This is a genomic window from Streptomyces sp. NPDC048106 (assembly GCF_040706415.1).
Classification (GTDB): domain Bacteria; phylum Actinomycetota; class Actinomycetes; order Streptomycetales; family Streptomycetaceae; genus Streptomyces.
Genome location: NZ_JBEZND010000022.1, coordinates 74,685 through 98,059 on the forward strand (window position 1 = coordinate 74,685; position 23,375 = coordinate 98,059).

20 protein-coding genes are annotated in these 23,375 nt (G+C 72.3%); 9 read left to right on the plus strand and 11 right to left on the minus strand.

Features of this window, described 5'->3' with window-relative positions; translation table 11 throughout:
- Positions 1–398: 398 nt before the first annotated feature.
- The 3 genes from AB0927_RS22575 to AB0927_RS22585 all read left to right on the plus strand — a co-directional run bounded on the left by AB0927_RS22575 (position 399) and on the right by AB0927_RS22585 (position 2,918).
- A complete protein-coding gene (locus AB0927_RS22575) occupies positions 399–2,054 on the plus strand; it encodes a ricin-type beta-trefoil lectin domain protein (RefSeq protein WP_366669465.1) in 1,656 nt (551 codons plus the stop codon).
- A 113-nt stretch (positions 2,055–2,167) separates the two neighbouring features.
- Positions 2,168–2,566 (plus strand): MarR family transcriptional regulator, encoded by a 399-nt coding sequence (locus AB0927_RS22580; protein ID WP_366669466.1) that lies wholly within the window; start codon positions 2,168–2,170, stop codon positions 2,564–2,566.
- Positions 2,567–2,681: 115 nt separating this feature from the next.
- Positions 2,682–2,918, plus strand: a complete 237-nt coding sequence (locus AB0927_RS22585) for a hypothetical protein (protein ID WP_366669467.1) — start codon at positions 2,682–2,684, stop codon at positions 2,916–2,918.
- On the opposite strand, the gene AB0927_RS22590 is transcribed toward AB0927_RS22585, so the two are convergent.
- The 4 genes from AB0927_RS22590 to AB0927_RS22605 form a co-directional block, all read right to left on the minus strand.
- Complete coding sequence (locus tag AB0927_RS22590) at positions 2,900–3,484, minus strand: YrhB domain-containing protein (protein WP_366669468.1); 585 nt, start codon at positions 3,482–3,484, stop codon at positions 2,900–2,902. The two genes, AB0927_RS22585 and AB0927_RS22590, sit on opposite strands and share 19 nt — an antisense overlap.
- 205 nt (positions 3,485–3,689) lie before the next feature.
- A complete protein-coding gene (locus tag AB0927_RS22595) occupies positions 3,690–5,930 on the minus strand; it encodes a molybdopterin-dependent oxidoreductase (RefSeq protein WP_366669469.1) in 2,241 nt (746 codons plus the stop codon).
- Positions 5,931–6,025: 95 nt separating this feature from the next.
- Complete coding sequence (locus AB0927_RS22600; protein ID WP_366669470.1) at positions 6,026–6,697, minus strand: enoyl-CoA hydratase-related protein; 672 nt, start codon at positions 6,695–6,697, stop codon at positions 6,026–6,028.
- Positions 6,698–6,752: 55 nt separating this feature from the next.
- Positions 6,753–7,358 (minus strand): TetR/AcrR family transcriptional regulator, encoded by a 606-nt coding sequence (locus AB0927_RS22605; RefSeq protein ID WP_366669471.1) that lies wholly within the window; start codon positions 7,356–7,358, stop codon positions 6,753–6,755.
- 301 nt (positions 7,359–7,659) lie between these two features.
- On the opposite strand from AB0927_RS22605, the gene AB0927_RS22610 reads away from it, so the two are divergent.
- The 5 genes from AB0927_RS22610 to AB0927_RS22630 all read left to right on the plus strand — a co-directional run bounded on the left by AB0927_RS22610 (position 7,660) and on the right by AB0927_RS22630 (position 16,118).
- A complete protein-coding gene (locus AB0927_RS22610) occupies positions 7,660–8,811 on the plus strand; it encodes a sensor histidine kinase (RefSeq protein ID WP_366669472.1) in 1,152 nt (383 codons plus the stop codon).
- Positions 8,808–9,464: a response regulator transcription factor gene (locus AB0927_RS22615; protein ID WP_366669473.1), complete on the plus strand. Its 657-nt coding sequence runs from the start codon at positions 8,808–8,810 to the stop codon at positions 9,462–9,464. Before AB0927_RS22610 ends, AB0927_RS22615 begins: the two co-directional genes overlap by 4 nt.
- A gap of 140 nt (positions 9,465–9,604) precedes the next feature.
- On the plus strand, positions 9,605–13,840 hold the full coding sequence (locus tag AB0927_RS22620; RefSeq protein ID WP_366669474.1) for an FtsK/SpoIIIE domain-containing protein: 4,236 nt from the start codon (positions 9,605–9,607) through the stop codon (positions 13,838–13,840).
- A 112-nt stretch (positions 13,841–13,952) separates the two neighbouring features.
- Complete coding sequence (locus tag AB0927_RS22625; RefSeq protein WP_366669475.1) at positions 13,953–14,231, plus strand: hypothetical protein; 279 nt, start codon at positions 13,953–13,955, stop codon at positions 14,229–14,231.
- Between the two features lie 60 nt (positions 14,232–14,291).
- The gene (locus AB0927_RS22630; protein WP_366669476.1) at positions 14,292–16,118 is read left to right on the plus strand and encodes a serine/threonine-protein kinase; all 1,827 of its coding nucleotides are present in this window, start codon (positions 14,292–14,294) and stop codon (positions 16,116–16,118) included.
- A 60-nt stretch (positions 16,119–16,178) separates the two neighbouring features.
- On the opposite strand, the gene AB0927_RS22635 is transcribed toward AB0927_RS22630, so the two are convergent.
- From AB0927_RS22635 to AB0927_RS22650, 4 genes are all read right to left on the minus strand, one after another.
- Positions 16,179–17,045, minus strand: a complete 867-nt coding sequence (locus tag AB0927_RS22635; RefSeq protein WP_366669478.1) for a helix-turn-helix domain-containing protein — start codon at positions 17,043–17,045, stop codon at positions 16,179–16,181.
- Positions 17,046–17,290: 245 nt separating this feature from the next.
- The gene (locus tag AB0927_RS22640) at positions 17,291–18,736 is read right to left on the minus strand and encodes a hypothetical protein (RefSeq protein WP_366669479.1); all 1,446 of its coding nucleotides are present in this window, start codon (positions 18,734–18,736) and stop codon (positions 17,291–17,293) included.
- Positions 18,737–18,738: 2 nt separating this feature from the next.
- Entirely contained in the window at positions 18,739–19,059 is a 321-nt protein-coding gene (locus AB0927_RS22645; RefSeq protein WP_366669480.1) for a hypothetical protein, read from the minus strand.
- A 156-nt stretch (positions 19,060–19,215) separates the two neighbouring features.
- Entirely contained in the window at positions 19,216–20,385 is a 1,170-nt protein-coding gene (locus tag AB0927_RS22650; RefSeq protein ID WP_366669520.1) for an MFS transporter, read from the minus strand.
- 89 nt (positions 20,386–20,474) lie between these two features.
- On the opposite strand from AB0927_RS22650, the gene AB0927_RS22655 reads away from it, so the two are divergent.
- Entirely contained in the window at positions 20,475–20,933 is a 459-nt protein-coding gene (locus AB0927_RS22655) for a helix-turn-helix domain-containing protein (RefSeq protein WP_366669481.1), read from the plus strand.
- A 48-nt stretch (positions 20,934–20,981) separates the two neighbouring features.
- On the opposite strand, the gene AB0927_RS22660 is transcribed toward AB0927_RS22655, so the two are convergent.
- The 3 genes from AB0927_RS22660 to AB0927_RS22670 all read right to left on the minus strand — a co-directional run bounded on the left by AB0927_RS22660 (position 20,982) and on the right by AB0927_RS22670 (position 22,840).
- A complete protein-coding gene (locus AB0927_RS22660; RefSeq protein WP_366669482.1) occupies positions 20,982–21,227 on the minus strand; it encodes a hypothetical protein in 246 nt (81 codons plus the stop codon).
- 12 nt (positions 21,228–21,239) lie between these two features.
- Entirely contained in the window at positions 21,240–21,563 is a 324-nt protein-coding gene (locus AB0927_RS22665) for a hypothetical protein (protein WP_366669483.1), read from the minus strand.
- A 104-nt stretch (positions 21,564–21,667) separates the two neighbouring features.
- Positions 21,668–22,840 carry a hypothetical protein gene (locus tag AB0927_RS22670; RefSeq protein ID WP_366669484.1) on the minus strand — a complete coding sequence of 391 codons (1,173 nt, stop codon included), beginning with the start codon at positions 22,838–22,840 and terminating at the stop codon, positions 21,668–21,670.
- Positions 22,841–23,375 lie beyond the last annotated feature (535 nt).

The window sequence follows — 23,375 nt, forward strand, 5'->3', positions numbered from 1 at the left end:
GAACTCCCGGTGCGCGGCGAGCGTTTGCTGGAATCCCGGCGATCACATCCCCGCCGACGCGGGGACGTGCCGACAGGCCGAACCCCCTCCCCCTTGTCAAGCCGCGGACTTCAGCACCCAGGCCGTTCCCAGTCTGCTGCGCAGCCTTGACGGTATTGGTCTGGGCCAATACCGTCTGCTTCGCACAGAACTCCACATGTCTCAACACCGCGAGTTTTCATCAGAGTTGACGATGCGTCCGCCGGTCGGGGGACGAGTGCCCGGCGCCAGAGGCGGCACAGCGACAGACGCGATCATGTCCTTCCTCGGAGGCCAGACCTATGCAATTACCCCCTGCAAGGGCACAGCGCGGCGGGTGGAAGAGAGCGCTCTCTCTGATTCCCGTCGTCGTATTGACGGTGGCGGCCAGCCTCGCCACGGCACTGGATGCCCAGGCGGCAGTGCCCCCGGCACCGTCGGGCTTCACGCTCACTTGGAGCGACGACTTCAACGGTGCGTCCGGCACCGGCATCGACCAGAGCCTGTGGAAGTACGACACCGGGCCGGGCAGCAACTTCGGCACCGGTGAGATCGAGACGATGACCAACAGCACCTCGAACGTCTACTACGACGGGCAGGGTCATCTGGTCCTCCAGGCCCTGCACTCGGGTTCCGACGCCCGGAGCGGATGGACCTCCGGGCGCGTGGAGACCCAGTCGGCGGGCTTCGGCGCCCCGGCGGGCGGTGTCGTACGCATCGAGTCCGTCCTCCAGCAGCCCAACGTCACCACCGCCAACGGCGCGGGCTACTGGCCGGCCTTCTGGATGCTCGGCGCGCCGCTGCGCGACGGTGTGACCTGGCCGAAGTCCGGCGAGATCGACGTCATGGAGGACATCAACGGTCGCAGCTCCGTCTTCAGCACCCTGCACTGCGGTGTGAACCCGGGTGGGCCGTGCAACGAGTCGACCGGCATCGGCTCGGGTGAACGCGCCTGTTCGGGCTGCCAGACCGGCTTCCACGACTACGCGGCGGAGATCGACCGCTCGGTGTCACCGGAGCAGATCAGGTTCTACCTCGACGGGAACAACTTCTTCACCGTCAACGCCAACCAGGTGGACGCCACGACCTGGTCCGACGCGGTCGACCACCCCTTCTTCATCATCTACGACCTGGCGATCGGCGGCGGCTTCCCGGACGCCTTCGGCGGGGGCCCGAACGCGTCCACGGTCTCCGGCGGCAAGCTGGTCATCGACTCGGTGGCCGTCTACAACAAGACGCCCGGCTCCGGAGGCGGTGGTGGCGGCGGTTCGGTGAACGGCCAGACGATCACCGGACCCGGCGGCAAGTGCGTGGACGTGGCGGGTGACGACACCGGCGGCGACGGCACCGCGGTCCAGCTCTGGGACTGCCAGTCGGCGGCCAAGGACCAGCACTGGACCTGGAGCGGCCAGACCCTGCAGACCCTCGGCAAGTGCCTGGACATCGCCGGCGGCAACAGCGCCGCCGGTACGCAGCTGCAGCTCGCCACCTGCAACAGCGGCGGCTACCAGTCGTGGGTGCGGCAACCCGACGGCTCGCTGCGGAACCCGACCAGCGGCCGGTGCATCGACTCGCCGTCGGGTGCCACCGCGAACGGCACACGCCTGCAGATCTGGGACTGCAACGGCTCCGCCGCCCAGCAGTTCGCCATCGGCACCCCGATCTACGGACCGGGCGGCAAGTGCGTGGACGTGGCGGGTGACGACACCGGCGGCGACGGCACCGCGGTCCAGCTCTGGGACTGCCAGCAGGCCACGTCGCTCGACCAGAAGTGGACCTGGAACGGCCAGACCCTGCGCACGCTGGGCAAATGCCTGGACATCGCAGGCGGTGTGAACGCGGCCGGCACGAAGCTCCAGCTGGCCAACTGCAACGGCGGCGGCTACCAGAACTGGGTCGCCAACGCCGACGGCTCGATGTCCAACCCGACCACCGGCCGGTGCATCGACTCGCCGTCGGGTGCCACCGCGAACGGCACACGCCTCCAGATCTGGGACTGCAACGGCTCCGCCGCCCAGAAGTTCTCGCTGGCGTGATCGCCGGCATGAGCAAGGTGCACCCGGTCTGAAATGAGACGGGGCGCACCGAAGGGCCGCACCTCGACCGGTGCGGCCCTTCGCTGTATCGCCGCTGCGCAACGAATCCGCTGATGCCTTGCTCTAACAGCAAGCTCGCCCGGGCGGGCATGATCCGCGGCACCGACCAGCCCGAGAGCACCCTGCGAATGACGCAGATCGCTGAACTGCTCGGCCGCCCCAAGACCCGCTTGACCTATCAGGTGGCCTGCCTCCAGCACGCGGATCTGGTCGCACGCGACTCCGTCTGCGGCGACCGGCGCGGCGTCGCCCTGACGCTGACCGACAAGGCCCGGCGACTGCTCGCCCAGCACTTCCCCATCCTGACCGAGACGGTCAACCAGGTCCTGGCCGACGCCCTCGGCCCCATGCAGTTCGAAGCCCTCACCAACCTGCTCGCCCAGGCATCCAACGCTGCCACCGCGACACCGGCCCCGGACTCCCGCACCGGTGGTTCGAAAACGGCCGGCTGAACGCTCGGGACGGGAGAATCACCCCACGTGTCAACCCGACGCAGGCGGGGTGGAATGCACAGGGATCGAGCGCGGCCGGGGCCCGCATGCTGTCAGGCGGATTCAAACTCAGGGGGTGGTCCGTCTCGACCCCGAGCCGGCCGTGTTCCACGCGATGCTGGACGGCTGGTCGAGGCAGCAGCGGTCGCGGTTCTTGAACTTTGATGCCACAGTCAAGCCGCGTCTGGCGCTGCTGAAGCGGTTCGCGCCCTACGACGGTGGCGCCGACGTTTTCCTCGCCACGTCAGAGGAACGGGACCGGGTGTGCGATCGGCATACCGGCTGGCTTTCCCGTTATCCCTCGGCTCTGTGACCCGCTCGGATCTCCGCCCCACTCAGAATCGTCTCCACCGCGAATACCGGGTCGAGAGGCTCCACGAGCTCTTTGTGGGCGACGGCCACGAGCCGCGCGGGCGCATCACCGTCCAGCAATGCGCTCACATATTCGATGGCCTCCGCAGGCGAGAACATCGGCAGCCTCTGGCGCAGTGTCCGCACGGCGTGCAGGCGTCCGCGAGCAACGGCGACTTCGCACAGCGCATCGTGCAGATCGTCTACGGCGGAGCGCACCGGCAGCCCGCGTATCCGGGCTCGATAGTCGGCCTCCCACTTCCCGGTTACCGCGGAGACGACGCCGACGCAGTGCAGTCCCCCGTCGACACGGTCGACCAGGTAAGGCCCGTTACCGGCCAGCATGAACTTCGGGTTCCGCGTGCGTACGAACTCCTCAGAGGTCCAGGTGACGATCCACACCAGCTCGTGCTCCCTGACGTCGACCACAGCCATCCGCATCGCGTCCACGTCCGCAGCCCGCCACTGCTGATAGTCCCGCTCCAACTGGTCCTCGACAGCCCGAACGGCGGCCTCTCGCTCAATCACGCATGCAGCTTCCCGCACAGGCCCCTCCCTCGACCAGCGAATTCGCCCGGACCAGGGGCACCGTGGCCGCCGCCCCGGGCAAGCCCCTCGCGCGAAGGGCTTGCCCGGCGGCGTGCGCGGCGTCAGCGGCCGACGGGCTCTGGGTGGCGCCGGCAACGCCGGTCAGGGTCGTCAGCGTTGATCTCCATGAGGGGCGGGGTGTTCGTCAGGCGGGAAGTGGCTCGATGCGGGCGGGGACGTGCTTGTGCCAGGGAGTTCCGGCGATGGGGTCGCGCCAGGTGAGGTCGGTGAGGGTGTTCAGGGCGACGCCGGTGCGTTCGGTGCCGCCCTCCTCGGTGGGCAGGTCGAGGCCGAAGCCGTTGGGCAGGGCCGCATGACCTGGCTGGAGGCGGTCGTCGACCTCGACGAACGCCTGCGCCGTCCCGCGCGACGTGGTGATCCGGGCGAGGGCGCCGTCGGACAGCCCGAGTTGTTCGGCGTCGTGCGGGCTGACGCGCAGCGTGCCCTGCTGGTCGCGCTTGCGCCAGGTGTTGTCCCGGAAGATGGTGTTCGCGGTGAAGGCCCGGCGCTGGCCGGCGGCCAGGACGATCGGGAAGTCGTCGCTGGTGTGCACGGCCGGAGTGGTGTCCAGGCCGGCGAGCAGGCCGAGGAGTTCGGGGATGGGCAGCGGGATGCGGTGGCCGGGGTGGGGCACGTAGTTCCAGGCGTCGGCGTACTCGTCCTCGGTGAACGTGATCCCGGAACGGCCGCCCAGCATCGCGTCGAACAGCGCGTCGGCGCTCGGGTGCCCGGCCCGGCGCATGGCGGCGGGGTACTCCTTGGCGATGCGCTGGGCGAGCGCCCACAGCACCGCGGCGGAGCGGGCGCCGTCGGGAAGAGTGGGTCCGAGGGTCTCGTACAGCAGGTACGGGGCCATGGCGAAGGTGCTCTTGTCGACGGCGGCCAGGGCGGCGAAGGCGAGCTTGTAGGGGGTACGGCCCAGGCGGGCCGCGGCGCGCAGCAGGGTCAGCCTGCTGCCGGGGACGGCGTTCAGCTCGCGGACGAGGCGGGCGTAGATCTCGGGTTCGGGCAGGGTGCCGGGCAGGGGTTCGAGGACGGGGGCGCGCAGGTGGAAGGTGTTGTGCGGGAACTCGAAGGTGAAGAAGGTCGCTTCCCACTTCTCGAACTGTGAGGCGGCCGGGAGTACGTAGTCGGCCTGGCGGCCGGTCTCCGTCAGGGCGACGTCGATGACGACGACCAGGTCGAGTGCGGCGAGTGCCTCCGTGAACGCCGCGGAGTCCGCCAGGGAATGCGCCGGGTTGGACGACTCGATGATCATCGCCCGGAAGCGGTCGGGGTGGTCGGTGAGGATCTCCTCGGCGATGACGTTGCAGGGGACCAGGCCGCCGAGCATCCGCGCGCCGGTGACGGGGGTGCGGCGCGGGCGGGTCGAGTAGCGGGCCAGCGGGGCGATCCACGAGTGCGGCTGCATGGCGCCGGGCTTGGCGAAGTTCCCGGTCAACAGCCAGGTCAGCTTGTTGAGGTAGGACACGAGCGTGCTGTTGGGGCTCTGCTGCACGCCCAGGTCCTCGTACGTGGAGACGCTGGAGGCGGTGCCGATGACGCGGGCCGTCCGGCGCAGCAGATCCTCGTCCACACCGCAGGTCCGCGCGCAGCGGGCGACGTCCACCGTCCTGAGCTGCTGGAGCACCGTGTCCGCGCCGGTGGTGCGGGTGGTGAGGAAGGAGTGGTCGACGAGGTCGTCCTGGACGAGGACACCGAGGATGCCGGCCAGGCACCAGGCGTCGGTTCCGGGCCTGACCTGGAGGTGGATGTCGGCGAGGTCGGCGGTCTCGGTGCGGACGGGGTCGATGACGATCATCGTGCGGGCGGGGTCCTTGGCGATGTCCTTGAGCACGGTGCGGGCGCGCGGGACGCCGTGGGACTGCCAGGGGTTCTTGCCGAGGAAGAGGGACACTTCGGCGCGGGTGAAGTCGCCGGCGGTGTGTCCGCCGGTGAGGTGGGCGTCGACGTGTCCCTCGCCCGTCTTCTCCTGCGCGAGGGGGTTGGAGCGGTAGCGGGCGCCGAGGGCGCGCAGCAGGGCGCCGCTGTAGGCGCCGCCGAGGTGGTTGCCCTGTCCGCCGCCACCGTAGAAGAAGATCGACTCACCGCCGTGGGTGTCGCGCACGTTCTTCAGCCGTGCGGCGATCTCGCGGATGGCGGTGTCCCAGTCGATCGGCGTGAAGCTGCCGTCCGCCTCCCGTCGCAGCGGCGTCGTCAGCCGCACGCCACCGTTTTGGTAATGGTCCAGCCGCAGGGCCTTGTTGCAGGTGTAGCCGGCGGTGGCGACGTGTTCCTTGTCGCCGCGGATCTTGGTGAACCGGCGGCCGTCCGTCTGGATCTGGATGCCGCAGTTGTTCTCGCACAGGATGCAGGCGCTCTTGTGCCAGGCGGTGTCGGCTGTCATTGCCCTGTGTCTCCTCGTGCGGTGGGTGGTCGGGGCAGCCCGCGCCCCTGGGACGTGCCCGACGGCGCGGGGGTGAGCGGTCGGTGAGGTGCTGGTCAGCCGAGCGGGTCGGCGGTGTCCCGCAGGGTGGCCAGGACCGGGGCGTACATGCGGGCCTTGATGGTGCCGAGGGTGTCGCCGGCCCTGGTGACCTGTGCCTGGGCGATCCCGATCGCGGTGGACCGCACGGCGTCCTCGCTGACGGCCTGGTCGACGATGCCAAAGGCCGCGGCGTCGGCGCCGCCGTAGCGGCGGGCGGTGAGCATGGCCTCGTGCGCGGTCTGCGGTGCCAGCCGCGACTGGATGAGGGCGGCCATGCCGGGGGTGAAGGGGATGTTGATGTCCGCTTCGGGCAGGCACCAGTAGCCGCGGTCGGCGCGCATGACGCGGAAGTCATGGGCGAGGGAGAACATCGCGCCGGCGGCGAAGGTGTGCCCCTGTAGTGCGGCCACCGTGATGACCGGCAGCGACAGCATCCGCGCGAGCAGCTCGTGGACGGAGACGACGTAGTCCCGGTGCTGGTCGGCATGGGCGAACAGCCAGTCCAGGTCGAGTCCGTTGGACCAGAACTTGCCGGTGGCGGCGGTGACCAGGGCACGCGGCCCTTCCGCCTTCTCCACCTCGTCGAGCGCGGCACTGACGGCGGTGAGCCAGTCGGGGTGGAAGCGGTTCTCACCGTCTCCCAGGTCGAGGACGAAGACGTCGTCCTGACGGTCGAGCGCGGGCATGGCGGCTCCTTCGAGCTGAGCTGATCTGATGGTGAAGAGATGGGGCGGCCGCGGGCTACGGCCGGGGTTCGGCACCGGGACGGTCGCGCAGGGCGTAGAGGAGCAGGTCGTGGATCTCGGCGGCGGCTGCCTCGATCGGGGCGGTGCTCTGCTCGGCCCGGCACATGATCACCGCGCCTTCGACCGCGGCGATGATGAAGGCACCGAGCCGGCGGCTGCGCTCCTCGGTCAGGCCGTGCCGGACGAAGAGGGCCGCGAGGGCCTCCTGCCAGCGGGCGAAGACGGCGGCGGCGGAACGGGCGAGTTGCGGGACGTCGTCGTTGGTCTCCACGGCCACCGCCACGATCGGGCAGCCGGCCCGGAAGCCGCTCTCCACGAGCCGGTCGCGCCAGAGCACGAAGAAGGCGTCGACGGCCTCCACCGGATCGTCCGCCTGCGTGGCGGCGTCGATCAGACCCGCGATGAAGTCCCCCGCCAGCGCCACCGCCTCGTCGATGAGCTGCGCCCGCCCGCCGGGGAAGTGGTGGTACACCGAGCCTCGCGGGGCTCCGCTGTGCGCGAGCACCCGATCGATGCTGGTCGCGCTCGCCCCGAACTCACGGAGCAGAACAGCGGCACTGAGGATCATCCGCTCCCGGCTGTCACTCTTGCGCGGACTCACACGCCATCGCCCTCCCGTCGACATGGCGGCCCGCCGAGCGGGCTACCGGTTGGTAACTTATGGGGTATGGCATAGAACATGCAAGAGGCTGTAGCGATCATTCCTCCAGTACGACGAATGCCGCTCAGGCGAGGCGTCGCGCTCGGACCGACACCTCGGGCCGCCGGCGGCGAGCGGGAACCCGCTGTCCTACGACGCGACGCACGCTGCCCGGCACGATCCCGGCCGTCCGGGCGCTGCAACTTGCGCGGTACCGCGCACGGCTGACGTCCGGCGGGCGGATCCGGCATACGCTGCTGCGATGCGGATCCGCCCTCTCGCCGTCGACGTGCTGATCGCGGCGGCGCTGGCGAGCGTGGCCGTACTGCTCGGGCAGGACGCCGTGCACCAGGGGCACGATCGACTCGGCGCGGCCGCCTACACGTTGGTGCTCCTCGTCCACCTGCCACTGGTGTTCCGCGGACGGGCGCCCGTCGCGGTCTGCTGCCTCATGCACGCGACCTGGCTGCTGTACATCAGCGGCGGCTACTGGCCCGTGGTGTGCAGCTTCGGCCCCATGCTGGCCGTCTACACCGTCGCCTCCCTGCGGTCGCCGCGCATCGCCGTCCCCTGCGCCGCGCTGATGGGCGCGACCTGGATCTACGCGGGCGCGGTGAGCCACACCGACGGCTGGCCGTCCGTCGTGGGGCAGGCCCTGATCTACCCGGCAGTGTTGTGGCGCTTCGGCGAGACCGCCCGCCGCTCGGCCGAGCTGACCCGGCAGTTGCGCCGCGAGCAGGCCGAGCGGGCGCGGCGCGAGGTGGCCGAGGAGCGCGGCCGCATCGCCCGCGAGCTGCACGACGTGGTGGCCCACCACATATCCGTGATCTCCGTGCAGACGGGCCTGGCCCGCTTCGTCTTCGCGTCCGACCCGCGGACCGCGCGCGGCGCGATCGACACCATCGACGCGTCGGCCAAGGAGGCCCTCGACGAGCTGCGCCGCATGCTCATGGTGCTGCGCTCCGACGACGAGGGAGCCCCGGCCTCCCCGATGCCGGGCCTGGCCCGCCTGGAGCAGATGGCCCAACGCCTGCGCACCGGCGGTGTCCCGGTGGCCCTGACCGTCGAGGGCACCCCGCGCCCGCTCACCCCGGGCGTGGAGCTGTGCGCCTACCGGGTGGTGCAGGAGGCGCTCACCAACGTGGTGAAGCACGCGCCCGGCGCGAGCGCCGAGATACGACTGGCGTACGAGGCGCACCAGGTGACGGTTTCGGTCACGGACGACGGGCAGGGGGTGATTCAGGACAGAGTACGGACCGACGGCGGGCACGGCTTGCTCGGCATGCGGGAGCGGGCCAAGCTTTACGGCGGGCGGATCAGCGTCGGTCCGCAGGAGCAAGGCGGCTTCGCCGTGCGGCTGACCCTTCCCACCGCCGCGCGGACGGCCGGGCAGGGGGACGACACCACCACATGATCACCGTGCTCGTCGTGGACGACCAGTTCCTCATCCGCGCCGGTCTGGTGGGGCTGCTGCGCGCCGCGCCCAGCATGGAGGTGGTGGGCGAGGCGAGCGACGGCGCCGAGGCCGTGGCGCTCGCCGCCGAGACCAACCCCCAGGTGATCCTGATGGACGTCCGGATGCCCGGCCTCAACGGGATCGACGCCACTGAGCGCATCCTCGCCCGGGCCGCTGACCCGGCGCCCCGCGTCCTCATGCTGACCACTTTCGACCTCGACGAGTACGTGTACGGGGCGCTGCGCGTCGGCGCGTCCGGCTTCCTCCTCAAGGACGCAGGTCCGGAACGGCTGTTCGCCGCGATCAACGCGGTCGCCAACGGTGACGCGCTCTTCGCCCCGAGCGTCACCCGCCGCCTGGTCCAGGCGTACGCCCGCCAGCTCGCCAGGGAACGGCCCCCGGCCCTCGACGCGCTGACGACCCGTGAACTGGAAGTCCTGAAACTGACCGCACGCGGCCTGTCCAACGCGGAGATCGCGGAGCGCCTCTACATCAGCGAGGCCACCGTGAAGACCCACCTCAACCGCACGATGGCCAAGCTGGACCTGGGCAGCAGGGCGCAGGCCGTCGTGGTGGCGTACGAGTCGGGCCTCGTCGTCCCCGGCCGCTGAGGCGTGTTTCCGAAGTCCCATCTGGCCCGGTCGCTGCGCCGGAGGTCAACCGCTGTGCGCGGATGGTCAATGCGGGCCGTTCCGGCCGGGGCGACGATCGGTGCACCCGTCGTACCTGGACCGAGCGGAGGCGGTGCGCGGTGCGGATCGTGTGCGTGGACGAGGACGGCGAGCGGGACGCGGAGCTGCGGTTCGGGCGGCCTGACGCGACGTTGGGCGATCTGGCGGCGGCGCTGGGGCTGTCCGGGCGGGTGCTGGCGGTGGACGGGCGGCTGCTGCCCGAGGACACGGTGCTGGCCGAGTCCGGGCTCGTCAACGGTTCCCGGGTGGCGGGCACCGCCCGGTCCGGCGCTCTCGGGCTGCGCAAGCCCGGGGCCGTCCTGCGGGTGGTGGGCGGGCTGGAGGCCGGACGGGAGCTGCCGCTGCCGGCGGGCCGTACCGTCGTCGGGCGGGGCCGGGACGCCGGCGTCCGGGTCGACGCCACGGGCGTCTCGCGGCGGCACGCGGTCTTCGAGGTGCTGCCCGAGGGGCGGGTGACCGTCACGGACGCCGGCTCGGCCAACGGCACCGACGTCAACGGCGCCCGGATCGTCGGGCAGGCCGCGATCGGGCCGGACGACCTGGTGTGCCTGGGCGGCGAGGTCCTGGTCCGCGTCCTTCCGGCCGGCCCGTCCGGAACCGTCCAGCGCGTCGACCCGGTCCGGCAGGCGGGTTCCGCCGGGACACTGCCGTTCAACCGGGTGCCGCGCGGCGGCCGACCACAGGAGCCGGCGCCGCTCACCGCCCCGGAGCCGCCGCCGCGTACGGACAAGACCCCGTTCAGCGTGTCCGCCATGGTCGGACCGCTGCTGCTGGCCGCGGCCACGGTGGTGCTCACCGGCGATCCGCGGTTCGCCGCCCTCGCGGCGCTGACCCCCCTGATGTTCCTGGGAAATTTCATCGAGGAGCGGGTCCGCGGCAGGACCGGTGGCAAGCGGGGCCGGCGCGACTACACGGCCCGGCTCACCGTGTTCGAGAAGCTCGTGGACGAGCGGCGGGCCGCGGAGACTCTCCGGCGGCGGTCGGCGCTCCCCGATCCCGCGGAGGTGGTCTTCCGGGCGACCGCCCCCTCCGTCGCGCTGTGGGAACGGCGGCCCGGCGCCGAGGACTTCCTGCGGGTGGCGGTGGGGTGGGCGGACCTGCGCTGGACGCCGCGGCTGGGGAGCGGCCGGGCTGAGCCCGCCGCCGAGCCGACCGCGATCCTGGCCGAGCGCGCGGTGCTGCCGCAGGTGCCGGTCGTGGTCACGGTCGAGGCGGGGCGGGCGGTGGGGTTCGAGGGGGACCGTGCCGCGTCGCTGGCCGTCGCCCGCTCGCTGCTCTGCCAAACCGTGGTGGGCAGCGGGCCCGCGGACGTCACGGTGGCGCTGTTCACGGACCCCGACAGGCTCGCGGACTGGGACTGGACGAAGTGGCTGCCGCACGGCACCGACCCGGTGTCGGGGACGGCCCGCCTGGTGGCCGTCGGCCCGGAGCAGAGCGACGCGCTGGCCCGCCAACTGCTCACCGCCGGGTCATCGGCCGCGGAGCCCCGACCGGCCCGGGCCGCGGGCGGCACCGAGCAGGCCGGGCCGGTGACCCTGGTCGTGGTGGACGGCGCGGCCCTGCTGGAGGGCCGCCCCTGTCCGCTGCGGGAGCTGATCGCGGGCGGGAGCGTGCGCTGCGGCGCGCTGGTGCTGACCACCCGGCTGCCCGCGCTGTGCACGACCGTGGTCACCGCATCGGCACCCGGCGGCGGCCGGGTCCGTGACGTCGCCTCGGGCGAGGTGGTGGCCGGCGTGCTGCTGAACGGCATGCCGGTGCCGCAGGCGCGGGAGACGGCCAGGGCGCTGGCCCGCTTCGAGGACCCCGAACTGGGCTTGCCGGGCGCGGGCCTGCCCGACCGGGTGTCGCTGCTGCCGCTGCTCGGCCTGGAGCGCGCCGACGGCGCCGCGGTGGCCGGGCAGTGGCGGCGGCGGGCGCCCGAGCTGCGGGTACGGGCGGTGCTGGGCGTCACCGAACGGGACGTCTTCGCCGTCGACCTCGACGACGACGGGCCGCACGCCCTCATCGCCGGAACGACCGGTTCGGGCAAGAGCGAGCTGCTGCGCACGCTCGTCGCCGGCATGGCCGTGGACGCGGACCCCGAGCACCTCACGTTCGCGCTGGTGGACTACAAGGGCGGCGGGGCGCTGGACGAGTGCGCGGCGCTGCCGCATGCCGTGGGCCTGGTCACCGACCTCGACGAGCAGCTCGGCGAGCGGGCCCTGCGCTGTCTGGAAGCCGAACTGCGCCATCGCGAGCGGCTGTTGCGGGACACCGGGCTGAGCCATGTGCGCGACTACCAGCGGCTGCGCGACACCGGCCGGGCCGATCTGGAACCCATGCCCCGGCTGGTCGTGGTCATCGACGAGTTCGCGACGCTGGTCAAGGCCCTCCCGGACTTCGTGGACTCGCTCGTCGGCATCGCCCAGCGCGGCCGCAGCCTGGGCGTGCACCTGGTGATGGCCACCCAGCGGCCGGCCGGCTCGGTCAACGACGCCATCAAGAACAACGTCAAGCTCCGGATCGCCCTGCGGCTGGAGAGCGTCTCGGACTCCCAGGACGTGATCGACGACCCGGCCGCCGCCACGATCGGCACCCGGCAGTGGGGCCGCGCCTACTACCGGCTCAGCGCCCGGGAGGTGCTGCCGGTGCAGACCGCCCTGTCCACTGGCGTCACGGCCGCGTCCGGTGCGACCGATCCCGTCACCGCCGTGCCCTTCGCCCTGGGGCTGCTCTCGGCCGGCCAGGACGAGGCGGATCCGGACGGCAGCACCGACCTGCAGCTCCTGGTGGCGGCGGCGCGCGACGCGGCCGCCCGGTCCGGCTTCGCCCCGCCCCGCCGCCCGTGGCCCGACCCGCTGCCGCCGGTGGTGCCCGCCGCCGGCCTGCCGCCCACGGCGGAGCGCGGCCTGCAGACCGGCACCGCGGACCTGTCCGCGTACGCCCTCGCCGACGACCCCGACGAGCAGCGGCAGTACCCGGTCGGCTGGGATCCGGCGGCCGGCAACCTCGTGGTCTACGGGGCGGGCGGCGCCGGCACCTCCACCGCGCTGGCCGCCCTCGCCCTGGCCGCGGCCGGGGCCGCGCCGCCGGACCGCTGCCATCTGTTCGTCCTGGATCTCGGCAGCGGCGGGCTGCGGCCGCTGGCCGGGCTGCCGCACACCGGCGCCCACGTCGGTCCGGCCGAGCGCGAACGGCAGATCCGCCTGATCAGGCTGCTGCGCCGCGAGCTCGACGCGCGCAAGGGCAGCGGCGAATCCGCCGCACCCGACTGGCTGGTGCTGGTGGACGGCCTAGGAGCGCTGCTGTCGGACTTCGGCAAGGACCTCGCCGGGATGAACCTGATGGACGACCTCGCGCGGGTCTACGCCGACGGCCCGGCGGTCGGCATCCGCTTCGCGGTCACCGCCGACCGCTCCGGCGCCGTGCCGTCGTCCTGGGCGGCCCTCACCCAGCAGAAGCTGCTGATGCGGCTGGCCGATCCGGGCGAGTACGGCTACTTCGACGTGCCGCGCGCCGCCGTCCCCGGCTACGTGCCGGGCCGGGCGCTGGTGGCCGCGACCCGGCAGGTGGTCCAGATCGCCTGGCCCGGCGACGACCTCGCCGCGGCCGTCGCCGCCGTCGCCGCCCGCCGGCCCGGGGCGGCCCGCACCGCGCCGGGGGTCGGCCTGCTGCCCGCCGATGTCGCCCTCACCGGTCTGGACGCGACGGTCTCGGCCGGCGCCGAACCGTGGCTGCTGCCCCTCGGGCTGGACGACGGGACGCTGCGGCCGGTGGGCCTGCGGCTGTACGAGCGGGACCACGCGCTCGTCGCCGGGCCGCAGCGGTCGGGCCGCAGCACCGCGCTGTGCACGCTCGCCCGCCTCGCGGCCGGCGCCGCCGACCCTCCCGCCGTCGTCGCGTTCGCGCCGCGCCGCTCCCCGCTGCGGGAGGTGCCGGGGCTCGCCGCGCTCGTCACCGACTACGCCGAGCTGGCCCCGGCCCTGGCCCCGCGGCCCGGCCCCGTCCTGTTGCTGGTCGACGACGCCGACACCGTGCCGGACGAGCTGGGCGTGCTCGACCGCTGGCTGGCCGAGGCCGGGCCCGGCGCCCACCTGGTCGCCGCCGGCCGCTCCGACGCCCTGCGCCGGGTCTACGGCCACTGGACGCAGGCCCCGCGCGACAGCCGCTGCGGGGTACTGCTGTGCCCCGACCACGACCTGGACGGCGATCTGCTGGGCACCACACTGCCCCGGCTGGACCGCATGGCCGCGCTGCCCGGCCGCGGCTACCTCGTGACCGACGGCGTCGCCTGCGGTGTGCAGCTGGCCCGCTGACCGGGGATGTGCGCCGGGCGTCAACGGCGGTGCGCTCTACGTCAATGACCTCCTCCGGCACCGCCGGAAGACTGCTGGTGACAAGCCGCAGGCACCCGAGGGGAGAAGCACCATGACCACGGTGAAGTCCACCGACCTGGCGCACCAGGAAGCCGCGAAGATGCTGAGCCTGATCAACAGCCAGATGCCGGGTCTCATCCAGCAGCTGAACGCCCACGGGCAGACGCTGAGCGACCCGAACAACTGGGACGGCCCGCTCGCCCAGCGGTTCCGGGGCGAGGTGTGGCCGCAGGCCAAGGGCGATCTGGACCGGATGAGGACGTCGCTGGAGCAGCTCCAGCACCAGGTGCAGAACATCCTCACCAACATCTCCCACGCCGGCGGCGCCTGACCGGTCCTCGGACAACGCCGCCAGCACGGTCGGTACGGGAGCGAAGGCGGGAGGTTCACCATGACGCACATGTCCGGGCCGGACGGTCCGACGACGGCTCCGGGGGGCGGCGGGGGTCCTGGGGCGGCCGGTGTCCGGGAGCTGGGCGCCGCCGACCTCGACGTGCTCGGCGCGCGGGCGCTGCGCCGCTCCGACCCGCCGGAGGCCGGGCCCTACCGGGTGCTGGCCCGGCTGGGCGGCGGCGGGATGGGCCGGCTGTACCTGGCGCGGGAGGCCGCGCTCACCGGCCCGTACCAGGCCGGTTCGCTGGTCGCGGTCAAGGTGATCCGCCCCGAGTACTCCGAGGACGAGCGGTTCCGCCGCCGTTTCTCCCGGGAGATCGACGCCGTCCGGCGGGTGCACGGGACGTACACCGCCGTACTGCTCGGTTCGGGCTTCGAGGACGACGAGCTGCTGTGGATGGCCACGGCGTACGTGCCCGGCCCGAGCCTGGCGGACGCTGTCGCCCGTGCCGGACCGCTGCCCCGCGCGGCCGTCTGGCGGCTGGCGTACGAGATCGCGCAGGCACTCACCGCGATCGCCGCGGCCGGCATCGTCCACCGTGACCTGAAGCCGTCCAACGTGCTGCTGGGCTCGGACGGCGCCCGGGTGATCGACTTCGGTGTCGCGCACGCCGCCGACGCCAGCGCGCTCACCCTCACCGGCCAGCACCTGGGCACGCCGACGTTCATGTCGCCCGAGCAGGCCGAGGGCCGTGCGGTCGGTACCGCCTCCGACGTCTTTTCCCTCGGCTCGGTGCTCGCCCTCGCGGCCACCGGCTCCCCGCCCTTCGGGGAGGGCTCCACCGGCGACGTCGTCCACCGGGTGATCTACGCCCCGCCCCGCGACGAGGTGCTGGCCGACCTGGCGCGCCTGGACCCGGCCCTGGCCGAGACGGTGGGCCGCTGCCTGGACAAGGATCCGGCACGGCGGCCGAGTCCCCAGGAGGTCGCGGACACCGCCCGGGCCCGTGTCGGGGCCACCGAGCCGTGGCCCGAGCCGGTCGCCGAGGTGATCCGGGCCCGCGCGGGCTGGACGGGGAGGGCGCTCACGGTTCCCGTGGCCGACCAGGAGACCGTCCTGCGCCGCGCCCCGGCCGCGGACGTCCGACCGCCCGTCCGGGCCCGCCGCCGCACGCCCCTGATCGCCGCGGCCGTCATGGCCGCCCTCGCGGCGGGCACGGCGGCCGTGGTCGCCGCCGGAGGGACGGGCGGCGGGGGGTCGGTCGGGGCGCACGAATCCGCGGCCGCGGCCTCCCGGGGCGCCGCCGTGGCGCCGGCCGCCCCGCGGCACCCGTCCTCCCCCGCTTCCGGAAAGCCCCGCGCCTCACGCCCCGCCCCCGCCCGGCCGCCGGGCGCCCCGGCCGCCGACGACGCGCACACCGTCGGTGCCGACGGCACGTCAGACGGCGGGGCCACCGGCGGGTCGGTCGGCGCCGCTTCCGGCAGCGGAACCGGCGGGACGGCGGGCAGCACGGCCGGCGGCACCCAGAAGGGCACCCCGCCGCCCGCGAGCCCCGCCGGGCCGTCGACGCGACCGCCGGCGACCACCCGGCCGAAGCCCTCCGCCACCCCCTCGCCGGCCGCGGCCCCGGCCCCCGCCGCCCAGGCCTGGAACTCCTGCCACTACTACTCGGGCACCGCCCTGACCCAGTACGGCAACACAGGCTCCCGGGTGAAGGAGGTGCAGTGCATCCTCAAGTCCCGCGGCTACAACATCGGTCCGGCCGGCGTGGACGGCATCTTCGGCCAGGACACCCTCACCGCGGTCAAGCGCTTCCAGCGCCTGCACGGGCTGGAGGTGGACGGCCAGGTCGGCGTGCACACCTGGGCGAAACTGCGGGACTGAAGGCCCCTCGGACGCGACGGTCGCACCCGGCGCGGGGCCAGGCCCGGCGCGGGGCCCCGCTCACAGCCGCCGCTTGCGGTACTCCCCGGGCGGGAGGCCGTACGCGGCCTTGAAGGCGCGGCCGAAGACCGCCGCGTCCGCGAAGCCCCAGCGGCCGCGGATCCGGCCCACGCTCCAGTCGGCGAGGTGCGGGCTGGCGAGGTCGGCGCGGCAGCGCTCCAGGCGCTGGGCCCGCACGTGGCCACCGACCGTCAGTCCGTTCTGGCGGAAGAGGTGGTGCAGGTAGCGCACCGAGATGTGGTGGGCGGCGGCGATGCGGGCCGGAGACAGACCGGGGTCGTTCAGGTGGCAGTCGATGTAGGTCTTGATGTCGAAGAGCAGCGCGGCCCCGGGCGAAGGCTGCTCCGGCGCGTCCCGCACCAGGTCGGTCAGGAACGCGGCGCACAGCTGCGCCACCGCCGTGCCCAGCCGCATCGCCTGCGGCGGCGGGACGTCATCGGCCGCCTGGCCCGCCAGGGTTTCCACGACACCGGCCAGCAGCGCGCCGGGCCCCTCGTCGGCGGGCAGCGGAAGGGCGGCGAGGTGCTCCAGCGCCCGGTCGGCGACCGGGACGGAGCTGCCGGGCAGGTGCACCACGACCGCCCAGGCGGACAGGCCGCCGGCGTCCGTGCCGGCCCTGCACGGCCGGGACGGCTCCCACAGGGCGAGCTGGCCGGGCCGCAGCCGCGTCGTGCCCCGCTCTTGGCGCAGCGCCAGCGGCCCGCCGAACGCCAGCACCAGGCGCCAGGCGCGCGGCCCCAGGCGCACGGGCAGCACCGCCGGGGGTCGCAGCCGCGACAACCGGACGGGCCCCAGCTGTAACTCGGTCCAGCGACAGGTTCCGTTGCCGCTCCCCACCCGGGCGGCCGGCGACTGTGCGACGTACATGCGCGGTCGTGCCTTTCCCGGGGTCCGCCCGGCTCTGCCACCGGACGCCCCCGTGCGTTCGTCGGCGGGCCTCGTCCGTCCCGGTCTCGCACGCGGTCCGGTCCGGTACGCCTCGCCTGGTCGCTTACGAGGCTAGGCCGGGACCGGCCGGGGGTGCGCCCTTCAGCGGGTGGACTTCGCCGTCGAACCGGGGCGGTAGCCGGCGCGGGGGTAAACCTGCGCGGTAGGCGCCCGGACTGCGGGGCTCACTCCCCGTAGATGAGACGCGCGAACGGGGACTGTGGATCGACGTAGTGCGCCCCCGTGTTGAAGCCGTCGATGACCAAGGCCACCGAGGACACCGTCTGCCCGACCTTCCCGGTCGCGGGGCCCGTGACGTAGTAGTCGTGGGTGTGCTTCATGATTCTGGTGAGCAGCACCATGTCGTCAGGGCCGCCGTGCAGTTCGAGTACCTTCCGGTTCCCGTCCATCACCTTGCCGCTCGCCACCAGCGAGGCGACCAGGGCCGACCAGCCGGCCTGCGCGTCGATCGCGGCGTTGAGGGTGATGACGTCCCGGTTGCCGTTGTAGCCCTTCATCAGCCCGCCCAGGCCGAGCGCATTCGTGGGGTCCTTGGCGGCGGCCGCACTCTCCAGCCCGCCCACCACGAAGTTGAGGGCCGCGGTCACAGCCAGCTTCGCGGCGACACCGCTCGGCGGGTTGGCGAACGCGAGCGGAGTGGTGAGCGTGTTGATGACCGCCCCCTGGAAGACGCTCTTCCAGAACGCGTCGGAGTCGTTGACCTTGATGTCCGCCGCCTTGAGGAGTGCGAGGTACGGATTGATCTCCCGGGCCACCCTGTCGCCCATGGCGGGCGCCCACTTGTCCGGCGCCTGGGTGCCGATAGGGGTGACCGAGCCGGTGACGCCGGTCATGAGGAACCGGGTGAGGTCGGGGAGCAGCGCGTGCAGTTCCTCGGGCCCCTGCCGCTCGAAGTAAGGCACGACCGTGCGCATCAGCTGCTCGATCTCGGTCGGGGACATCCCCGACATCCCGCTGGTGACGACGTTCAGGAGCAGTTTGCGGTTGGCGACCATCTCCGGGCTGTCGGGATCCGGCGCCGACAGCTTGTACTGCACGCCGTTCAGGGCCGTCCCGTCGGCGGCCTGGCCGGTGAAGCCGATGCTGAGGAAGAACGTGAGCTGCGCGGGGGTGAGCGCCTTCATGAAGGCCGCGCAGAATGCCGGGTCGTCGCTGTTCTGCCTCAGCAGGGCGAACATGCCCGCGGGATCGGAGCGGAGGCGCGCGAGCGCGAGCAGCGCCACCTGGCGGGGCGCGTCCGCGACCGCCGCGTCGGTCGTCCGGATCACCCGGTTGGCCTGCTCCTGCCGCCCGCCGGGCACGCCCATCGGGCCGGACCCGCCCGCCTCCATGAAGGCCCGGCCCGTGAGCCGGACGTTCCTGTCCGTGTAATACACCGCGGCGATCTGCGGTGCGAGATCGGCGACCATGCCGTCGACGGCCCGTGACACCGCCGCGGTGTCCACGGTGACGGCCCCCGTTCGCGCCGCGGCGCCCCGCAGATAGTTCTGCAGGGCCGGTACGAACGCGGTGCGGACCCACGTCTGCACCTCCTCGGCCGCGTGCGTGCACTGGTCCGAGTAGTCGTACAGGTTCTGCGGGATTGCCGATGCGGCCCCGTGCTCGGTCATGCCTAACCTGCGCTTCCCGTGCCGTGGATGAGGAGCTTGCGTGCTTCCGCGGTGGCCGTCTCCGTCGCGGCCTCCACCCGCCCCATGAGCGTCATCGCCTGCTCGGCGAACGCGTGCAGGGCGCGGTTCTCCCGCTCGCGCTCGGCGTCGAAACGAACCCGTTTGGCGCCCGTCCACGAATCCGGCTGATCGTCGAGGTACTTGGCGCTGTTCGGGCCGCGCATCCACACCAGCCAGTTGAGCTTCTCCCTGAGCTGAGCGCACGCCCGGCTCAGCGCCAGCGCCGCGTCGAAGTCGTACGCGACGTCCTTGGGTTGCGACATGGGTCCGCCTTCTTCCGGGGAGACTGGGGCCGTTGACCGGCAGCGTTGCCACCAGCAGACGCCATCCCCGCACCGCCCGTCATTGACGGCGAGCGCACGTCCGTTGACGGTCGGCGCAACGCTCGGCGCCGTCCGCTTTCTATTTCTATTCGACGATCAGACAGGTCGGTGTGGATCGGTCGTCTGTCGGCCGCTGGATGCCCAGATCAGGAGGGCGCACATGGCGAAGGCGGCACCGAGGACGGCGGAGCCGGTCCACCCCGTGGTGGCGAACGCCGTGGTCGTGGCGGTTGCTCCGAGGGCTGATCCGAGGGAGTAGAAGATCATGTTGCCGCCGATGACGCTGCTGGTGCGGTACGGGTACGCCGTGGTGAGGAGGTGCTGGTTGCTCACGTGCACGGCCTGCACGGCGAAGTCGAGCATGAGCACGCCGGCGCCGACCGGCCACAGCGACCACGATGCCTGACCGATAGCCAGCCATGAGGCGGCGAGAAGCACGAGCGCCCCGCCCGTCACGACACGGACGAATCCGGCATCGGCCCACCGTCCGGCCCGGGCGGCGCCGAGCGCGCCGGCGAGGCCCGCGATCCCGAACAGGCCGATCCGCGCCGTGCTCAGATGCCACGGGGCTGATCGGAGCGGCAGCGCCAGACCACTCCACAGCGTGCCGAAGGAGGCGAACAGAAAGAAGGTGATCAGCCCTCGTGAGACGAACAGGCGTTCATGGAACAGCCGCCCCAGCGACGTCAGCACCTGCCGGTACGCGGCACGGTCGGCGCGCGGGTCGGGTGGCAGGAATCTCATGACGAGGTACGCCAGCGCGATCAGGAGTACGGCAAGCGCGGCATAGACGCTGCGCCAGCCCCACACTGCCGCAAGGGCGCCTGCCGCCACGCGTGCGCCGAGGATGCCGACGACGACCCCGGAGGTCACCATGCCGAGGGTACGGCCGCGCTCGTCGGGTGTGGACAGGGCGGCGGCGTAGGCGACCGTCGTCTGGACGACGACCGCGAACAGGCCGGCGATGGCCAGCCCGACCAACAGCAGCCACGTACGGGCGGCAGCCGCGGCCAGCAGCGTACCGACCGCGGCCAGCACCAGGTGCGAGGCGATGAGCCTGCGCCGGTCGATCATGTCGCCCAACGGGACGAGGAGGGCCAGCCCCACCAGGTAGCCGAGCTGCCCGGCGGTGACGATCCACCCCAGATCGGCGTCCGGCACGCCCAGGTCGCCACCGACCTGGGCGAGAACGGGCTGTGCCGCGTAGATGGTCGCGACGGCGACCGCGCAGACAACGGCTGCCAACACTCTGCGGCCAAGGGTCAGGCCCATCCACACTCCTTCAATCAGTAGCAGATTGCAACCGTTTCACGGTACGGCAGAATGGTTTCGATCAGCAACTCTTTGGAGGCGTGATGACCCAGCCGGAGATCCGTGCCGACGACGTGACCTGGACCGACCCGACCTGCCCGGTCGCTCGCACGCTGGATCTGGTCGGCGATCGATGGAGTCTGCTCATCGTTCGCGACGCCATGGACGGCGCGCGAGCCTTCACCGACTTCCAGCAGCGCACCGGCATCGCGCGCAACATCCTCACCGACCGGCTGCGCCGGCTGACCGAGCGCGGCATCCTCGACCGACGGACGGCGCCATCCGGAAAACGGCAGGTCTACTCACTCACCCCGGCCGGGCGTGACCTTTTCACCGTTGTCGTTGCCCTGCGCCAGTGGGGTGAGCGTCACGCGTTCACCGCCGGCGAGGCTCATTCGGTTCTCCTCGACCACCGCGGTGACCAACTGCCCGAGCTGCGGCCCACGGACTCACACGGCGCTCCGATGAACCCGGACACGACATCCGTACGCAGGGAACGCTGACCGCGCAGAACCGTCCGGGTCAACCCAGGTGAGTTCGGCCAACTTCACCTAGCACAGGTGTAGTTCACCCGCAGTCGGGTGGTGGAAACGCCGTACGGAGGGCTGGAAGGCGGCCGTCTCCCGGTGCGCGTACCAGCGGGCCGCGTCGCGGTCGGTGAGCGGTTCACCGGCCAGTTCGGCGAACCGCGAGTCGTGGGGGCGGCGGGCGGCCCGGGAGCGGAACTGGCCGAGCAGAGCGCGCGCGTCATACTCCCAGTCGGCAAGCAGGGCCCGGGCCGGCGGCCAGCGGAACACCACTCACCATCTCTACGGTTCACAGGCACCGGAACGGGCCTGCGGACCACGCGATGTCAACCCGAAGCCGGCCCTCGCTCTGTTGGTGCCATAGAACTTGCCGTCGGTCTGGACGGCGGCGATCCCGTTGTTTGCCGGCTCATCCAGCATTCCTTGCAGAGAATCGACCATGTGGCCGTCGAGTTCGAGGCACACAGGCTGCTGGACGTCCTGCAGCACTTCGGCCCGACGGGCCACGGCTGGGGCGCCCAGGCCCGGCACTTCGCAGCCGTACTCGCCGAGTGCGCCGCTTCGGTGGGTCGAGCGGTTCCCGGTCAGCGGTGATTCCACGATCAAGGCACACACTTCATGGACGCGAGATCGTCGCGGCCGTGATCGATGGTCAATCGCCAGCACCGCGTCCTCGTGCCAGTACGGGACGCGGCGGCCGGGCGGCGGGATCAGCGATGGTGGAGAAGGGCGACCGCTTCGGCGAAGTCGGCATGCGCGGGTTCGAAGGAGCGTGCCGCGACGAGGAACATCGACCGGTCGGTGAGGGCGCGAGCGAGGCGGGCGGGGTTGTCGGGCAGGAGGCGGGCGAGCGCCACACCCTCGTCGAAGTATGGCGTGAACCGCTCCTCGAACTGGTAAGGGCGGCCGCCTTCGCGGACGGCCGCGCGGATGCTGATCCTGCGTTGGACGTCGACCAGCTCGGGCAGCCGGTCGGCCGCGCGCAGTCTCGCCGCCTCCGCTTCGAGTCCCGGCAGCATGCCGAGAAAACCGTCCCGCACGTCGCGCGACCATCCGAGCTCCGTGCCGAACGGCGGCATCGGGGACTCGGGGCTCGCGGCGGGTTCGGCTGCCCGTCCCGACAGGACGAAGAGCGTGCTCCACCACTCGAGGACGCAACTCCAGCTCTTCGGCTCGCCCGTGGTCGCGAGTTCCTCCAGGACACTCAGGGCCTCTCGCCGGGCGGCCGCAGCACCCGCCCCGTCCCCGACGGAGTCCCGCATCCGGGAGAAATGAACCAACTCCCAGGTGAGTATCGCCAGAGCGGTGCGCTGTTCGGCTGCCTCACGCCGGGTCCCCTCAATGAGCGTGCGGAAGAGGGTAGATGCGGCGTCGTGCAGTCCGGCGCCCTCCAGGTTCGCCGACCACCGCACCATGTCCCAGAAGGAGCGCTCCGGGGTTCCGTTCCGAGCGGCTTCTTCGTCGAGCTCCGCGGCCTCCCTGAAACGCCCCTCCTCGGCCAGAACGCGCACCAGGGGCCCGCTTCGGCCGGCCTCGGCCAGCTCCTCACAGATCGCGCGTCCTTCCTCCCTGCGCCCGAGGGCGAACAAGGAAGCCTGGTAGGCGTCCAAGGCCCAGCGCAACCGCTCCGCCCGGTTCGGCTCCCCGACCTCTATCCTGCGAGCGGCCCGGGAAGCCTCGGCGGCCAACGCGACGTCCACCTGCGGATCCCGGCTCTCGTGGCGCAGATCAAGCAAGGCGTCGACCAACTTCGGCACATACGCCTTCGGACTCACCTCGGCCAGAACCCGGGACGCGCGGACCAGTTCGGCCCGGCTCGGCCGGCCGGACCCCAGCAGCAGCACACGGGCCCGAAGCACCGCGTCGTGATCGATCGTCACCATTCCCCCTGTCTCCGGATGACGCACGAAGGAGATTCTGAGAGGCGGGGAACGGACGGGACAAGCATCGCGAACTGTGCGTTCCGTCCTACGAAAATCGGCGCTGACCTGTCATGATGGACATGCTTTCGTCCTGAATCCACGAGCGGTGAGCCGCACCGAACGCCTCCCGCACCGCACACGGCACCCCGTTTCGCCTCGGCTGCGAGGATGCGCCCTGCGGTGAGCGCCGAGGATCGGGGCCGCATCCGGCACGGCCTGCGTCTCAGGCAGCGCTGGTGGACTTCGATCCCGAGGTGGGGCCCTGATGGGACAGTCCCTCGGGGTGTTCTGGCCGGATCGCAGAGGCGGATGCAGCCACGTGCCGGACTTCTTCGCGAGACTTCGCCCCTGGTCTGCCACCGGATGCGCCCGGCGGGGGTGACGCCGAGGCCTGACTACGATCCGGCAGCACCGAGTCCTACCGCGTTGCCAGCACCGGGGCGACGGCCGAAGCACCCGCCAAGGCCGGCTGACTGCTGCCGGAACAAGCTGGGCC

Coding starts and splice junctions, on each gene's coding strand:
- AB0927_RS22580 (WP_366669466.1), top strand. CDS start 2,168: ATGCCTTGCTCTAACAGCAAGCTCGCCCGGGCGGGCATGATCCGCGGC.
- AB0927_RS22595 (WP_366669469.1), bottom strand. CDS start 5,930: ATGACAGCCGACACCGCCTGGCACAAGAGCGCCTGCATCCTGTGCGAG.
- AB0927_RS22600 (WP_366669470.1), bottom strand. CDS start 6,697: ATGCCCGCGCTCGACCGTCAGGACGACGTCTTCGTCCTCGACCTGGGA.
- AB0927_RS22610 (WP_366669472.1), top strand. CDS start 7,660: ATGCGGATCCGCCCTCTCGCCGTCGACGTGCTGATCGCGGCGGCGCTG.
- AB0927_RS22615 (WP_366669473.1), top strand. CDS start 8,808: ATGATCACCGTGCTCGTCGTGGACGACCAGTTCCTCATCCGCGCCGGT.
- AB0927_RS22625 (WP_366669475.1), top strand. CDS start 13,953: ATGACCACGGTGAAGTCCACCGACCTGGCGCACCAGGAAGCCGCGAAG.
- AB0927_RS22630 (WP_366669476.1), top strand. CDS start 14,292: ATGACGCACATGTCCGGGCCGGACGGTCCGACGACGGCTCCGGGGGGC.
- AB0927_RS22635 (WP_366669478.1), bottom strand. CDS start 17,045: ATGTACGTCGCACAGTCGCCGGCCGCCCGGGTGGGGAGCGGCAACGGA.
- AB0927_RS22640 (WP_366669479.1), bottom strand. CDS start 18,736: ATGACCGAGCACGGGGCCGCATCGGCAATCCCGCAGAACCTGTACGAC.
- AB0927_RS22645 (WP_366669480.1), bottom strand. CDS start 19,059: ATGTCGCAACCCAAGGACGTCGCGTACGACTTCGACGCGGCGCTGGCG.
- AB0927_RS22655 (WP_366669481.1), top strand. CDS start 20,475: ATGACCCAGCCGGAGATCCGTGCCGACGACGTGACCTGGACCGACCCG.
- AB0927_RS22670 (WP_366669484.1), bottom strand. CDS start 22,840: ATGGTGACGATCGATCACGACGCGGTGCTTCGGGCCCGTGTGCTGCTG.